General features: G+C 72.8%; 13 protein-coding genes. 4 read left to right on the top strand and 9 right to left on the bottom strand.

Annotated elements, in window-relative coordinates:
- Nucleotides 1-18: 18 nt before the first annotated feature.
- Genes AB0N17_RS12625 through AB0N17_RS12615 form a run of 3 tightly spaced genes read right to left on the bottom strand, consistent with a single transcriptional unit; the run spans nt 19 to nt 3,180 of the window.
- Nucleotides 19-1,071 (bottom strand): Zn-dependent alcohol dehydrogenase, encoded by a 1,053-nt coding sequence (locus AB0N17_RS12625; protein ID WP_366011221.1) that lies wholly within the window; start codon nt 1,069-1,071, stop codon nt 19-21.
- Nucleotides 1,071-2,219: an acyl-CoA dehydrogenase family protein gene (locus AB0N17_RS12620; protein ID WP_366011220.1), complete on the bottom strand. Its 1,149-nt coding sequence runs from the start codon at nt 2,217-2,219 to the stop codon at nt 1,071-1,073. The genes AB0N17_RS12625 and AB0N17_RS12620 overlap by 1 nt, the downstream gene beginning before the upstream one ends.
- Nucleotides 2,220-2,259: 40 nt before the next feature.
- Nucleotides 2,260-3,180: an SDR family NAD(P)-dependent oxidoreductase gene (locus AB0N17_RS12615; RefSeq protein WP_366011219.1), complete on the bottom strand. Its 921-nt coding sequence runs from the start codon at nt 3,178-3,180 to the stop codon at nt 2,260-2,262.
- A gap of 86 nt (nt 3,181-3,266) precedes the next feature.
- Here AB0N17_RS12615 and AB0N17_RS12610 point away from each other — a divergent pair, with 86 nt between their 5' ends.
- A complete protein-coding gene (locus tag AB0N17_RS12610) occupies nt 3,267-4,193 on the top strand; it encodes a cyclase family protein (protein ID WP_366011218.1) in 927 nt (308 codons plus the stop codon).
- A gap of 300 nt (nt 4,194-4,493) precedes the next feature.
- On the opposite strand, the gene AB0N17_RS12605 is transcribed toward AB0N17_RS12610, so the two are convergent.
- From AB0N17_RS12605 to AB0N17_RS12590, 4 genes are all read right to left on the bottom strand, one after another.
- On the bottom strand, nt 4,494-4,967 hold the full coding sequence (locus tag AB0N17_RS12605) for an ATP-binding protein (protein WP_366011288.1): 474 nt from the start codon (nt 4,965-4,967) through the stop codon (nt 4,494-4,496).
- Nucleotides 4,968-5,542: 575 nt separating this feature from the next.
- Nucleotides 5,543-6,418 carry an acyl-CoA dehydrogenase family protein gene (locus AB0N17_RS12600; RefSeq protein ID WP_366011217.1) on the bottom strand — a complete coding sequence of 292 codons (876 nt, stop codon included), beginning with the start codon at nt 6,416-6,418 and terminating at the stop codon, nt 5,543-5,545.
- Nucleotides 6,419-6,420: 2 nt separating this feature from the next.
- Nucleotides 6,421-7,554, bottom strand: coding sequence for an acyl-CoA dehydrogenase (locus AB0N17_RS12595; protein WP_366011286.1), 1,134 nt, complete (start codon nt 7,552-7,554; stop codon nt 6,421-6,423).
- On the bottom strand, nt 7,554-8,750 hold the full coding sequence (locus AB0N17_RS12590; protein ID WP_366011216.1) for an amidohydrolase family protein: 1,197 nt from the start codon (nt 8,748-8,750) through the stop codon (nt 7,554-7,556). The genes AB0N17_RS12595 and AB0N17_RS12590 overlap by 1 nt, the downstream gene beginning before the upstream one ends.
- Before the next feature lie 100 nt (nt 8,751-8,850).
- Between AB0N17_RS12590 and AB0N17_RS12585 the strand changes: the two genes are divergently transcribed.
- A complete protein-coding gene (locus AB0N17_RS12585) occupies nt 8,851-10,359 on the top strand; it encodes an AMP-binding protein (protein ID WP_366011215.1) in 1,509 nt (502 codons plus the stop codon).
- Here AB0N17_RS12585 and AB0N17_RS12580 read toward each other — a convergent pair.
- Together AB0N17_RS12580 and AB0N17_RS12575 are read right to left on the bottom strand one after the other, a co-directional pair.
- Nucleotides 10,338-10,850: an EF-hand domain-containing protein gene (locus tag AB0N17_RS12580; RefSeq protein WP_366011213.1), complete on the bottom strand. Its 513-nt coding sequence runs from the start codon at nt 10,848-10,850 to the stop codon at nt 10,338-10,340. The two genes, AB0N17_RS12585 and AB0N17_RS12580, sit on opposite strands and share 22 nt — an antisense overlap.
- Before the next feature lie 246 nt (nt 10,851-11,096).
- On the bottom strand, nt 11,097-11,471 hold the full coding sequence (locus AB0N17_RS12575; RefSeq protein ID WP_366011212.1) for an STAS domain-containing protein: 375 nt from the start codon (nt 11,469-11,471) through the stop codon (nt 11,097-11,099).
- Between the two features lie 343 nt (nt 11,472-11,814).
- On the opposite strand from AB0N17_RS12575, the gene AB0N17_RS12570 reads away from it, so the two are divergent.
- Both AB0N17_RS12570 and AB0N17_RS12565 read left to right on the top strand, forming a co-directional pair.
- Nucleotides 11,815-12,387 carry a sigma-70 family RNA polymerase sigma factor gene (locus AB0N17_RS12570; RefSeq protein WP_366011211.1) on the top strand — a complete coding sequence of 191 codons (573 nt, stop codon included), beginning with the start codon at nt 11,815-11,817 and terminating at the stop codon, nt 12,385-12,387.
- Nucleotides 12,384-13,796: a zf-HC2 domain-containing protein gene (locus tag AB0N17_RS12565; RefSeq protein WP_366011210.1), complete on the top strand. Its 1,413-nt coding sequence runs from the start codon at nt 12,384-12,386 to the stop codon at nt 13,794-13,796. The genes AB0N17_RS12570 and AB0N17_RS12565 overlap by 4 nt, the downstream gene beginning before the upstream one ends.
- Nucleotide 13,797 lies beyond the last annotated feature (1 nt).

Here is a 13,797-nt window from a genome sequence, read left to right as displayed (position 1 = left end):
CCCCGCCGGCCGCCCCGCTCAGAAGGTGAGCACCGCCCGCGCCACCCGTCCCGCCTCCGCGTCGGCGCGGGCCTTGTCGAAGTCCTCCACCGGGTAGGCGGCCGTGACCAGCTCGTCGAGCAGCAGGCGGCCTCGGCGGTACAGGTCGGCGTAGAGGGCGATGTCCCGCTGGGGGCGCGAGGAGCCGTAGCGGCAGCCCAGGATCGACTTGTCCAGGTAGAGGGAGGAGACGAGGAAGGACGCCTCGGCCGTGGCCGGGGGCACGCCGAGCAGGATCGCCTGGCCGTGCCGGTCGAGGAGGTCGACCGCCTGCCGGATGAGCTCGACCCGGCCGACGCACTCGAAGACGTGGTCGGCGCCCGTGGGCAGGAGGTCCCGCACGCCCTTTGCCGAGGTCAGGAAGTCGGTGGCGCCGAATTGCCGGGCCACCTCCTCCTTGGCCGGGTTGGCGTCCACGGCGACGATCCTGAGCGCGCCCGCGAGCCGGGCGCCCTGCAGCACGTTCAGCCCGATCCCGCCGGTCCCGATGACGACGACGCTGTCCCCGCGGTCCACCCGGGCCCGGTTCAGCACGGCGCCCACGCCCGTGAGCACTCCGCACCCGATCAGCGCGGCGGACCGGAGGGGGATGTCCTTCGGTATCCGTACGGCCTGCACGGCCTTGACGACCGTACGTTCCGCGAAGGCCGAGTTGGAGGCGAACTGGTGGACCGGGTCCGTGCCGCCCCGGGTGAACGGCCGGCCCGGGCGCCCGATCGCCTGCCGGCACATGGTCGGCCGGCCCCGGTCGCATTCCGCGCAGGTGCCGCAGTTGGCGAGCGTGGACAGCGCCACGTGGTCGCCGGGCGCGACATGGGTGACGCCCGCGCCGACCGCCTCGACCACGCCCGCGCCCTCGTGCCCCAGCACCACCGGCACCGGGAAGGGAATGGTGCCGTCCACCACGGACAGGTCGCTGTGGCACAGCCCGGCCGCGGCGATCGCCACCAGCACCTCGCCGGGCCCCGGCTCCCGCACCTGGAGATCGTCCACGACCTGGACCTGCTTGCCGTCGAACACCACTCCACGCATCACACGGCCCCCTTGGGCTCTCTGGGCAGACCGAGCACGCGCTCGGCGATGATCGTGCGCTGGACCTGGTCCGAGCCGCCGTAGATCGTGTCGGCCCGGGAGAACAGGAAGAGGTGCTGGTCCGCGTCCAGTTCGTACGGCGCGCCCGGCGACCAGTCCACCGGCCCCACGGCACCCTCCGCGCCCCGCACCCGCACCGCCAGCTCCCCCAGCCGCTGGTGCCAGCCGGCCCAGAGCAGCTTGGCCACGCTGGGCGCGCCCGGGTCGCCGGAGCCGCCGAGGGTGCGCAGGGCGTGCCAGCGCATGGTGCGCAGTTCGGCCCACTGGCGGACGAGACGGTCACGGACGACGGGGTCGGTGACGGCGCCGGTCCGTACGGCGGTCCCGGTCACCCGGCCCAGTTCCTCGGCGAACCCGATCTGCTGGGCGAGGGTGGACACGCCCCGCTCGAACCCGAGCAGGCTCATGGCAACGCGCCAGCCCTGTCCCTCTCCCCCGACGACGTGTTCCACGCGCGCGCGTGCGCCGTCGAAGAAGACCTCGTTGAAGTCGCTGGTGCCGGTCATCTGGCGGATGGGCCGCACCTCGATGCGGCCGGGCTGGTCCATGGGGACGAGCAGGAAGCTCAGTCCGTGGTGGCGGCGGGACGCCGGGTCGGTCCGGGCCAGCACGAAGCACCAGTCGGCCTCGTGGGCGAGGGAGGTCCAGATCTTCTGCCCGGTGATGCGGTAGTGCGCCCCGTCGCGTACCGCCGCCGTGCGCACCCCGGCCAGGTCGGACCCGGCGCCCGGTTCGCTGTAGCCCTGGCACCACAGCTCCTCACCGGCGGCGATCGGAGGCAGGAAGCGGTTCTTCTGCTCCTCGCTGCCGTGGGCGAGCAGGGTGGGCGCGAGCAGGTTCTCCCCGATGTGCCCGGAGCGCGGGGGCGCGGGCGAACGGGCGTACTCCTCGGCCCAGGCCACCTGTTGGGGGAGGGAGGCGGTGCGGTTGCCGTAGCCCGGCTCCGGCCAGCCGAGCCCGATCCACCCGGCCCGGCCGAGGGTGCGCTCCCAGGTACGACGGGGGGTGGAAGGCGCTGCGTGCGCGGCGAGCCAGGCCCGGGCCTCGGCGCGGAACTCTTCGTCGTCTGCGGTCTTTCCGAAATCCACGGGTCCACCTTCCGGAGGGGGTGCGCAGGAGCGCCCCGGCCTATTGGGCGTTGGGCCGAGCCCCCTCTCGAGCCGCCGACTCCATCGCCGAGAGCTGGGACAGCATCGGCATCGGATCCACCCCCACCGACCCGGGCAGGAACTCCGCGATCGTCTCCGGTGTCCACCCGCCGGAGGCACTCGCATACGCGGCCCGCAACTCCCTGGGCTGCGCCCACACCGCGATCTTCGGCCCGGCGATCGTGTACACCTGACCCGTGATGCCCTGTGCGGCGGCCCGTCCGGACAGCAGGTACACCACCAGCGCGGCCACGTCCTCCGGCTCGCCGATCTCCGCCAGCTCCGTGGGGACGTTCGCCGACATCCGGGTCCGGGCCACCGGCGCCACCGCGTTCGCGGTCACCCCGTACTTGTGCAGCCCGAGGGCCGCGCTGCGGACGAGCGAGATGATGCCGCCCTTCGCCGCGCTGTAGTTGGCCTGGGACACCGACCCCTGGTGGTTGCCGCTGGTGAAGCCGATCAGCGTGCCGGACCGCTGGGCGCGCATCACCGCCGACGCCGCCCGGAAGACGGTGAACGTGCCCTTGAGGTGGGTGGCGACGACGGGGTCCCACTCCTCCTCGGTCATGTTGAACAGCATGCGTTCCCGCAGGATCCCGGCGACGCACACCACCCCGTCGAGGCGGCCGTACGCCGACAGGGCCGTGTCGACGACCCGTTGCCCGCCCGCCATCGTGGAGATGTCGTCGGCGACCGCGACCGCCTCGCCGCCCGCCGCCTCGATCTCCTTGACGACCGCGTCGGCGATCTCGCTGGTCGGTGAAGTGCCGTCGGTCGAGACGCCGTAGTCGTTGACGACGACCTTCGCGCCCTCGGCGGCGGCGGCCCGCGCGACCGCGCGTCCGATGCCGCGCCCGGCGCCCGTCACGGCGACCACCTTGTCTGCCAAGAAGTTCCCCACGTCCGGCCCCTTCCCGCGGTTTCTGACGGTCCGTTAGATTTTATGGCCCGTCGGATGCGCGGACACAAGCCCCGGGGAGGCACCGGATGGCACTGCCGGAGGAGTTCCACGAGATCGCCAAGCGCGTGAACAACTGGGGGCGTTGGGGCGCCGACGACGAGACCGGCACTCTGAACCTCATCACCGACGAGGTGGTGCGGCAGGCCGTCGCCGAGGTCCGCACCGGGCACCGGGTCCCTCTCGCGCTGCCGCTGCGACAGGACGGGGTGCAGACCGGGATGATCCCCGGGCGGGTCAATCCGCTGCACGTCATGGTGCAGATCAACCAGGAGATCTTCGGGCCCGGCACGGTGGCGTGCAGCGACGACGCGGTGACCCTCGGACTGCAGGCCGGCACCCACTGGGACGCGCTCCCCCACGTCTCGCACTCCGGCAGGCTCTACAACGGCCGCCCGGCGCACACGGTCACCGCACACGGCGGTGCCGGGTTCGGCGGGATCGACAAGGCGCGGCACATCGTCTCGCGCGGGGTGCTGCTGGACGTGGCACGGGCGCGGGGCGTGGACCGGCTGGAGGGGGGCCGCGCGGTCACGCCGGAGGATCTGGAGGCGGCGGAGGAGTTCGGCGGGGTCCGGGTGCGGGGCGGGGACGTCGTACTCGTGCGGACCGGGCAGGTGCAGGTGTATCTGGCAGGGGACAGGCACGGGTACGGGTATCCGTCGCCGGGGTTGTCGGTGCGCTGCCCGGAGTGGTTCCACGCGCGCGATGTGGCCGCGGTCGCCAACGACACGCTCACGTTCGAGATATTTCCGCCCGAGATCGACGACCTGTGGTTGCCCGTGCACGCCCTGGACCTGGTGGAGATGGGGATGCTGCAGGGGCAGAACTGGAATCTCGAAGAGTTGTCCACAGCCTGTGGAGAACACGGGCGGTACGCGTTCCTGCTGTCGGCGATGCCCGAGCCGTTCGTCGGGGGGACGGGGACACCGGTGGCGCCGGTGGCCGTGCTCTGAGACGACTCCGGGCCCTGGTCACCGGCGGCGCCGGTCACAACGGCCCTGTTCGCGCCCGGCCGTGGAACCGGCCGGCGGCGCGCCTCCCCCCACCGTCGCGCGCGCCGCGGGCCGGTGCGACCCACACTCGACGAGGACCGCCGTCATCGGGCCCTCGTCGTCCCCTCGCTGCGAATCGTCGCCCACCAGGGTGTTCGGCCGGTCACGTGACGTCAACGCCGAGGCGGGCATGTGCCGTGTGCAGCTGGTTCGTGGCGCCCGCGCACGGGTGCACCCCCGGCGCACGGCCGCACCGGGGGTCTACACCGCTTCGAAGGCGAGGTCCTCGTACGCGGACAGTCCGCCGCCGTACGCCACCGCCGCGCTCTCCCGGGGCGGGGAACACCGGTCCAGCTCGCACCAGATGCTCTTGCCGGCGTCCTCGCGGCTCCAGCCCCAGCGGTCCGCGAGGCAGTCCACGAGGGCGAGACCCCGGCCGCCGGTGGCGTCACCGGCGGCGCAGCGCGGCACGGGGGCGCGGGAACTGGTGTCGGCCACCTCCAGCCGCAGCGTGGTGGACGGGGTGGCCTCGGTCTGCGGGACCGGCACGGAGAGCCGCAGCACGGCCGGACAGGCGGTGTGCACCACCGCGTTGGTCACCAGCTCGGAGACGAGCAGGATCAGGGTCTCGGCCAACGGCTCGTCGGCCTCTATGCCGAGCCCGGGGAGCCGCGAGCGGGCCCACCTCCTGGCCCGCCCCACCTCCGCGGGGTCGGGTCGGATCTCCAGCTGCACTTGAAGCACCTGCACCGCTCACACCATCCGAACCGGCGGACACATGACCCGACGCCGCCGGAGCACCACGGCGGGAGCCGCGGCGGCCGACATGACGAGGGCCACGATCGTAGCCATTTTCTGCATGCTCAGAACAACGGCCAGAGCAGGGGTCACGGAACGTGACTCCCTTAAGAAACAGCATGGTTGACGTACAGTCACCCCAACAAGCGCTTCGGGCATATTCCCGCGGGAAGGAGTACGCGTGCGGCATACTGTGCGACGCTCATGCCGGGGAGTCGAACAGGCGGGGGCGAGGGCCCCGATCGCCTCGCGAACAGCGGCGCGCACCGCATGGTCCGGCACCGCCCCAGGGGCACCGCCGGCACGGCTCGTGCTCGCAGCCACTCGCATCTCACACAAGGTACCCGAGCGGGCCCCCGACTCCGGGCCGTGACGAGTCACGTGAAGGACACAAGCCGGTATCGACGCTCCGTGATACCGGCGCGCCACGATCCGCGACATCTTGGGCCAAAGCTTGTGGCCGACGCGGCAGTTCCGGGCCCAGGGCCGCAGCCCAGGGCCGTGGCGGCCGGTCAGACGGTCAGGCGCGCGGCCAGAAGCTCCTCGCTCTCCGTGCCCCCGCCGCCGCGCCGGGCCCGCACCCAGGCCCGCTTCAGGTGCAGATGCACGTCCGACTCCCAGGTGAAGCCCATACCGCCGTGCACTTGGAGGCAGTCCCGGGCGCCGCGCACGGCGGCCTCGTCGGCGAGCAGCCGTGCGGCGGCGATGTCGGCCGGGTCGGCGGTGACGGAGGCCGCGTAGACGGCGGCGCGGGCCGTCTCGGCCCGCACCAGCAGGTCCGCGCACAGGTGTTTGACCGCCTGGAAGGCACCGATCGGCTGCCCGAACTGCTCGCGCGCCCGGGCGTGTTCCACGGCCAGCTCGCACACGCGTGCGGCGGTGCCGAGCTGTTCGGCGGCGGTGAGCAGGACCGCCTCCGGGACGGGCCGGCCGGGCCGGCCCGTCCGCGGCACCCGGTGCACGGGGGTGAGCGGGTCCAGCGAGCGCAGGGGTACGGCCCCGGAGGTGTCCCCGCGTACGACGTCCGCCGCGTCCAGCCACTCCACCAGTTCCCCGTCCACGGCGGCCACGACGGTCTCCCCGGAGGCCGCCCCGGGTACGGACCCGGCGGCGAGATGGGTGGCCACGAGCGGCCCCGGCAGCAGCGCCCGGCCCGCCTCCTCGAAGACCAGCACCGCCTCCGGCAGCCCCAGTCCCACCCCGCCGTCCGCCTCGGGCAGCCGCAGCGCGAAGAACCCGGCCTCCCCGAGCGCCCGCCACAGCGCCCGGTCGAGCCGCCCCGGCGTGTCGACGGCCGCGCGCAGCTCCTCCCTCCCGAACCGCCGGTCCAGCATCTGCCGTACCCCGGCCCGCAACGCCCGCTGCTCCTCGCTGAGTCGGAAACGCACGCTCATCTCCCCTTCGGCAGCCCCAGAATGCGCTCGGCCACGATGTTCCGCTGGATCTGCGAGGTGCCGGCGGCGATGGTGTACGACAGCGACGACAGGCGGTCGAGGACCCACGGCCGGTCCAGGTCGAGGGCGTCGGGGCCGAGGACGTCGGCCGCGGTGTCGTACAGCTCCTGACGGGCGTGCGAGTAGCGGAGCTTGAAGACCGAGCCGCCCGTCCCCGGCACCCCGCCGCTCGCCTCGGCCTCGCTCACGTTCCACTGGGTCAGCCGCCACAGTGCCCTGAACTCGGCGTCCAGCCGCCCGAGCCGGCGGCGCAGCACCGGGTCGTCCCAGCGCCCGTTCTCTTGGGCCGTCCGGGCGAGTTCGCCCAGTGTCCGGCGGCAGGCGACCACCTCGCCGACGAACGCCGTGCCGCGTTCGAAGGACAGGGTCACCATGGTCACGCGCCAGCCGTCGTTCTCCGCGCCCACCCGGTGGGCGGCCGGCACCCGTACCTCGTCGAGGAACACCTCGGCGAACTCCGCCGACCCGGCGAGCGTGCGCAGGGGCCGTACGGTGATGCCGTCGGCGTCCATGGGCAGGGCGAGCCAGGTGATGCCCCGGTGCCTGGGCGCCTCGGGGTCGGTACGGACCAGCAGTTCGCACCAGTCGGCGACCTCGGCGTGGGAGGTCCAGATCTTGGACCCGGTGACCACGTAGTCGTCCCCGTCGCGCCACGCGCGCGTGCGCAGCGCGGCGAGGTCGGAGCCGGCGCCCGGTTCGCTGAACCCCTGGCACCACACCTCCTCACCGCGCAGGATCGGCGGCAGCCAACGGGCCCGCTGCTCGGGCGTGCCCTCGGCGGCGATGGTCGGGCCCGCGTGCAGCAGTCCCACGAAGTTGGCCCCCACATAGGGCGCGCCCGCCTTCTCGGTCTCCTCCAGGAAGATCAGCCGGCGGGTCGGGGAGGCGTCCCAGTGGACGTCGGCGTACCCGGCGTCGTAGAGCATCCGCTGCCAGCCGAGGTCGTGGGCGCGGCGGCCGGGCCAGTCGTCCGGGGACGGCTTGGCCGGCAGGGTGGGCAGCACCTTGGCGAGCCACTCCCGCAGCCGGGCCCGGAACTCCTCCTCCTCGGGCGTGCAGGAGAGGTCCATCACTTGTCGAAATCCAGGTCCAGCATGCGGATGGCGTTGCCCCGCATCAGCTTGTAGACCGTCTCGTCGTCGAGGCCCTTGACATGGTCGAGGGCGACCTCCTTGGTGTGCGGGAAGGTCGAGTCGACGTGCGGGTAGTCGGTCTCGAAGGTGGCGTTGTCGCGGCCGACGACGTCGATCGAGGCGACGCCGTGCTTGTCACGGAAGAAGCAGCAGTAGATCTGCCGGTAGTAGTACGTCGACGGCGGCTCCGGGATCAGGTCCCGCACCCCGCCCCAGGCGCGGTGCTCCTCCCACACGTCGTCGGCGCGCTCCAGGGCGTACGGCACCCAGCCCATCTGCCCCTCGGAGTAGGCGAGCGTGAGGCGCGGGAACTTCACCAGGACCCCGCTGAACAGGTAGTCCATCATCGACGCCATCGCGTTGTTGAAGCTCAGCGAGGCCTGCACGGCGGGCGGGGCGTCGGGGGACGCGGCGGGCATCTGGGAGCTGCTGCCGATGTGCATGTTGACGACCGTGCCGGTCTCCTGGCAGACGGCGAAGAAGGGGTCCCAGTGGCCGGAGTGGATGGAGGGCAGCCCGAGGTGGGTGGGGATCTCCGAGAAGGTCACGGCCCGCACTCCGCGCGCGGCGTTGCGCCGGATCTCGGCGACGGCCAGTTCCACGTCCCACAGCGGGATCAGGCACAGCGGGATGAGCCGTCCGCCGCTGCCCCCGCACCACTCCTCCACCATCCAGTCGTTGTAGGCGCGGACGCAGGCGAGGGCGACCTCCTTGTCGTGCGCCTCGGCGAAGGTCTGCCCGCAGAAGCGGGGGAAGGTCGGGAAGCAGAGGCTGGCCTCGACGTGGTTGAGGTCCATGTCCTTGAGGCGTTCGACGGGGTCCCAGCAGCCGGGGCGCATCTGCTCCCTGGTGATGCCCTCCAGCGTCATCTCGTCCCGGTCGAAGCCGACGGCGGCGATGTTGCGCTTGTACGGGAACTTCAGGTCCTCGTAGATCCACCAGTCCGTCGGCTGTCCCTCCGGGTCCATGGTGATCTGGTACTTGCCGCCGACGTAGGCCAGTTCGCCGATACCGGCGGTCAGCGGCTGCGGCCCCCGGTCCCGGTACCTGGCCGGCAGCCAGGTCTCGAAGAGGTGGGCGGGCTCGATCACGTGGTCGTCGACGCTGATGATGCGGGGCAGTTCGGTCGCCATGGGTCCCCTCCGCCGGACGGTGCCTGCCGGACGATACTTATCTGATGGTGCGTCAGATAGCATGGCACCTGACGACTCGTCAGCCAAGCAGGGGGCACACGTGAACGAGACCCCGCACTCCCTGAGTTCCGCCCGCACGCTGTGGGAGCTGGTCGACCGGCGGGCGCGGCTCACCCCCGACCGCCCCGTGCTGCTCCAGGGCGGGCGGACCCTCACCTTCGGCGGCCTGCGGGACGGCGCCGAGCGGGTCGCGGCCGGCCTGTACGGGATGGGGGTGCGCCCCGGCACGGTCGTCGCCTGGCAGCTGCCCACCCGTATCGAGACCGCCCTGCTGTCCTTCGCCCTGGCCCGGCTGGGCGCCGTGCAGTCCCCGGTGATCCCCTTCTACCGGGACCGCGAGGTCGGCTTCGCGCTCCGGGAGTCGAAGGCGGAGTTCTTCGCCGTACCCGGCGTGTGGCGCGGCTTCGACCACACGGAGCTGGCCCACCGGCTCGGGGCCAAGGGCGTCTTCGAGGCGTACGGCACCCTCCCCGACGGCGACCCGTCCGTGCTGCCCGACCCGCCCGCCGACGGCACCGCGGTCCGCTGGGTCTACTGGACCTCGGGCACCACCTCCGACCCCAAGGGCGTCCTGCACACCGACCGCTCGCTGATCGCGGGGGGCTCCTGCCTCGCCCACGCCCTGCACCTGACATCGGCCGACGTCGGCTCGATGGCCTTCCCCTACGCCCACATAGCCGGCCCCGACTACACGGTGATGCTGCTCCTCTACGGCTTCCCGGCGGTGATGTTCGAGCACTTCGCGCTGCCGGACGCACTGGCGGAGTACCGGCGGCACGGGGTGACGGTGGCCGGGGGGTCGACGGCCTTCTACTCGATGTTCCTGGCCGAGCAGCGCAGACGCCCGGACGAGAAGGTGATCCCGACCCTGCGGCTCCTCGCGGGCGGCGGCGCGCCGAAGCCGCCCGAGGTCTATCACGCGGTCGTCCGCGAGATGGGCGTCCAGCTCACCCACGGGTACGGCATGACCGAGGTCCCGATGATCACCATGGGGGACCCCGGGGACACCGCCGAGAACCTGGCGACCACCGAGGGCCGTCCGCCGGCCGGCATGGAGGTCCGGATCGTCGACGGCGAGGTCCGGCTGCGCGGCGAGGCGGTCTGCCGGGGCTATCTGGACCCGGCCCAGACGGCCGCCGCCTTCGACGCCGACGGCTTCCTGCGCACCGGCGACCTGGGCCGTCTCACCGGCTCCGGGCACCTGGTGCTCACCGGCCGCCTGAAGGACGTGATCATCCGCAAGGGCGAGAACATCTCGGCCAAGGAGATCGAGGACCTGCTGGCGGCGCACCCGTCGGTGGGGGACGCGGCGGTGATCGGCCTGCCCGACGCCGAGCGGGGGGAGCTGGTGTGCGCGGTCGTGGAACCCCGTTCCGGTACGGCCGGGTTGACGCTCGCGGAGGTCGTCTCGTACCTGCGTGCGCAGGGCCTGTCCGTGCACAAGCTGCCGGAGCGGCTGGAGGTGGTGACGGCCCTGCCGCGCAACGACACGCTGCGCAAGGTCCTCAAGTACCGGCTGCGGGAGCGCTACTCCGGGACCGTGAAGTAGCGGGCGAAGGCCGGGACGATCTCCGTTTCCCCGATCAGGCCGTCGCCGTCGGCGTCGAGGGCGGCGGCGGTCGCCTCGGCGAGTTCCGCCGGGACGTGCAGGACCCGCAGGACGCGGGCGGTGTCGGTGACGGTGAGCCGGCCGTCGGCGTCCGCGTCCGCGACCGCCAGGGCCGCGTGCAGGAAGGGGCGGGCGATCTCCGCGAACCGCTCGGGGTTGTCGCGCAGGCGCTTGACCGCGCCGGTGACGAACTCCGCACGGCTGATGCGCTGGTCGCCGTCCCGGTCGGCGATCCCGGCCATGCCCTGCCAGAACGCCTCCGCGCCGGCGTACAGCGCCTGCCCCTTGTCGGAGCGGGCCGTCACCGCGAACTCGGCGAGCAGCGCCTTGGCCGCCGCGCTGAAGTCCTCGCGTTCGATGGTGCCGTTGCCGTCCTGGTCGAAGGTGGCGAACCGGGCGGCGATCCTGCGCTCGTACTCGGTGCTGACCATGTCTGTTCGGGCCGCCTTACGTGTGCGTGGAGTGATCTGGCAGGGAGCGTACGACGCGGGTGACCTTCGGGCGGCGGGAAACCGGCGGTTGTGCCAAGACCGGGGGAATTCTGCGACAACTGTGTGGACATGTCGCGGCCCCGAGCGGCGCGCGGGGAGGCGGAGACGGAGGCGGAAGGCGCTCGGGAACTCGGGCGTTCAGGCGTTCAGGCGTTCAGGCGTTCAGGCGTTCAGGCGTTCAGGCGTTCAGGCCGAGAGCGGGCCCGCCTCGTCCGCGGTCGCGGACTCGACGTCGGGGCGGACGTCGAAGAGGCGGCGGACGCCGAGCGCGCCGAGGACCCGGTTGACGTGGGAGCCGTCGACCGCGCCCCGGTCGGGCAGGATCAGCCGCAGCCGGCCCTGGCAGGAGCGGATCAGCCGCCGGGCGGCGATGAGGACGCCGACCCCGCTGGAGTCGCAGAAGAAGACGTCCGAGAGGTCCACGACGAGGCTGTGGTGCCCCTCGGCGACGACGTCGTGCACGCGTTGGCGCAGTACCGGTGAGGTCATCAGGTCCAGTTCCCCGGACACCCGGAGCACGGCCCACTCGCCCCGTTCGACGCCGGTCACGTTGAATGCCACGGCCTAGCCCCTCCGCTCGCCGGATCTCCCGGAACCGCCCGGAAACGGAAGCAGTTCCTACGTTTCTTTCCGCGCGGCTGCCCACCGGCCGTTCCCTGAAACGTCGGCCGACAAACCGTCGCCGATCGACAAGGGGCTTGTTTCGGTCACTATCGATCCTGTTCGATCTGATATGCACGCGCCTGGCGTGAAGATTGTGTGAAGAGGGCACTATCACCTGCGGCGCTTCGGGGGGCGCACATTGACACAAAGGGGCGTGCACTGTCAGACGTGCCGACTACATTCGAGAAGACGGTGCAGACAGGCTGGACGGACCGGGACGCGCGCGAGGGGAGGGGATCGCATGACCACGAAGGACGTACCGCCCCGCTGGGACCGCAAGATGCAGCAGCGGCTCGCCCGAGGCGAGGCGGCCGCCCTGGGCGAGCTGTACGACAGGTTCGCCTCGCTCGTGCACAGCCTCGCCCACCGCGTCATCGGCGAGGAGAAGGCCGCCGACACCATCACCCGCGAGGTCTTCGCCCACGTCTGGGAGCACCCCGAGACCTACGACCCCAAGCAGGGCCCCCTGCGCTCCTGGATCGCCACCGTGACCCACCGGCTCGCCGTGCAGCGGCTGCGTGACAGCGAGACCGCCGCGCTCCCGCACCGGGACGGCGCCTCCGCCGGGGAACTGGAGGGCAAGGTGCGCCGCGCCTCGGTCGCCGCCCGCGCCGACTACATCGTCCACTCCATGCCCGCCCCGCTGCGCGCCGCGCTCGAACTGGCCTACTTCCAGCGCCGCGACTACCGCCAGACCGCCGCCGACCTCGGTGTCACCGAGGACGAGGCCCGCCGCCGGCTCCGCCTCGGCCTGCAGCTGCTCTCCACCGCCCACGACGCCGGGACACCTCCGGGACACGGAGGTGCGGCATGAGCGGCGCGGGACGGTTCGAGGCGCACGACGAGCGACCGGCACCGGACGAGAAGGACGAGCGTCTTCCGGAACACGGGGAACGGGAAAGGAGCGGCGGGCGAGGTGAGCAGGGTCACACCGGCGGAGCCGACGGCGGCGGCACCGGTTCGGGGGACGTGCCGCACGGAACCGAAGGCCCGGACCCGGACGGCCCTGCGCGCATACCGCTGCCCCGCGCCTCCGTCGAGGACGGCGGGCGCCCGCTGCCCGACCTCACCGACCTGGGAGACCTGGTCATCGTGCCGCTCGACCTGCCGCACCACGTCCTGAAGTCGCTGCTCGGCGCCTGGGCGCTGGCCGCCTGCTCGGCGGCGGAGACGGCGGCCGTGGAGGAACACCTGGGCGCCTGCGGCAGCTGCGCCGACGAGGCCCGCAGGCTGCGCGAGGCGGTCGGCCTGCTGCACCAGCCGGAGAGCCTCGACCTGGACCCCGCCCTGCGCACCCGCGTCCTGCAGAGCTGCCTGGACCGCCGTCCGCCGCACATCCCGGTGCCGGCATGGGCGGCGCCGTACGACGCCGAGACCGCCCGGCTGGACGCCCTGCTGCAGGACTTCGGGGACGCCGAGTGGCATGCACCGGTGCGGCTGCGGTGGTTCGACGCCGACAGCGCGACGAGCCGCCGTACCACCGTGGCCGGGGTCATCGCGCACCTGCTGTCGGTCGACGGCCTGATCGCGGCCGCGCTCGGCCTGCCGGACCCGCTGGCCCGGATCACCGAGGCGGGGATGCGGGACGCGGTGGGCCCGGCCGGGCGCACCGAGGCGTTCTGGCGGACCTCCCACTTCCCGCCGACCCGCTCCGTGCGGGGGCCCTGGCGGGAGCAGAGCCACAGCCTGGTGCGGACGGTGTCCTTCACGGGCGGCCACGCTGGCGGACTCGGCGTCTCGTACGGGGACTTCGAGCTGCCGCTGCACGACGCGATGCTGGACCGCGCCTTCGAGTGCTGGGTGCACGCGGAGGACATCGCGGACGCGGTGGACTACCCGTACGAGCCGCCCGCGCCGCGCCACCTGAACAAGATGATCGACCTCGCGGCACGGATGCTGCCCGCCGCACTGGCGCGGCGGAGACGGACCGGGCTGGCCGCACCGGCCCGCGGCCGCCACCTCGGGGTGGCCGGCGAACCCGGCCGCAGCCTGCGGCTGGAGATCGAGGGCTCGGCGGGCGGCGAGTGGCTGATCCCGCTGGACTCACCGGCGGCACAGGGGTCCGCGGACCTGGAGGTGGCCCACGTCGCCCTGGACGGCGTGGAATTCTGCCGCCTGGCCGCAGGCCACATCCCTCCGGAGGAGGCGGCGGTGGGACAGGTCGGGGACCGTGACGCCATCAGGGACGTGCTGTTCGCCGCGGCCGGGCTGAGCCGGATGTAGG

The sequence above is a fragment of the Streptomyces sp. NPDC051133 genome (genome assembly GCF_040682635.1).
Taxonomy (GTDB): domain Bacteria; phylum Actinomycetota; class Actinomycetes; order Streptomycetales; family Streptomycetaceae; genus Streptomyces.
The sequence above is the reverse complement of the archived record's forward strand: the minus strand, read 5'-3'. Positions and strand labels throughout refer to the sequence as shown.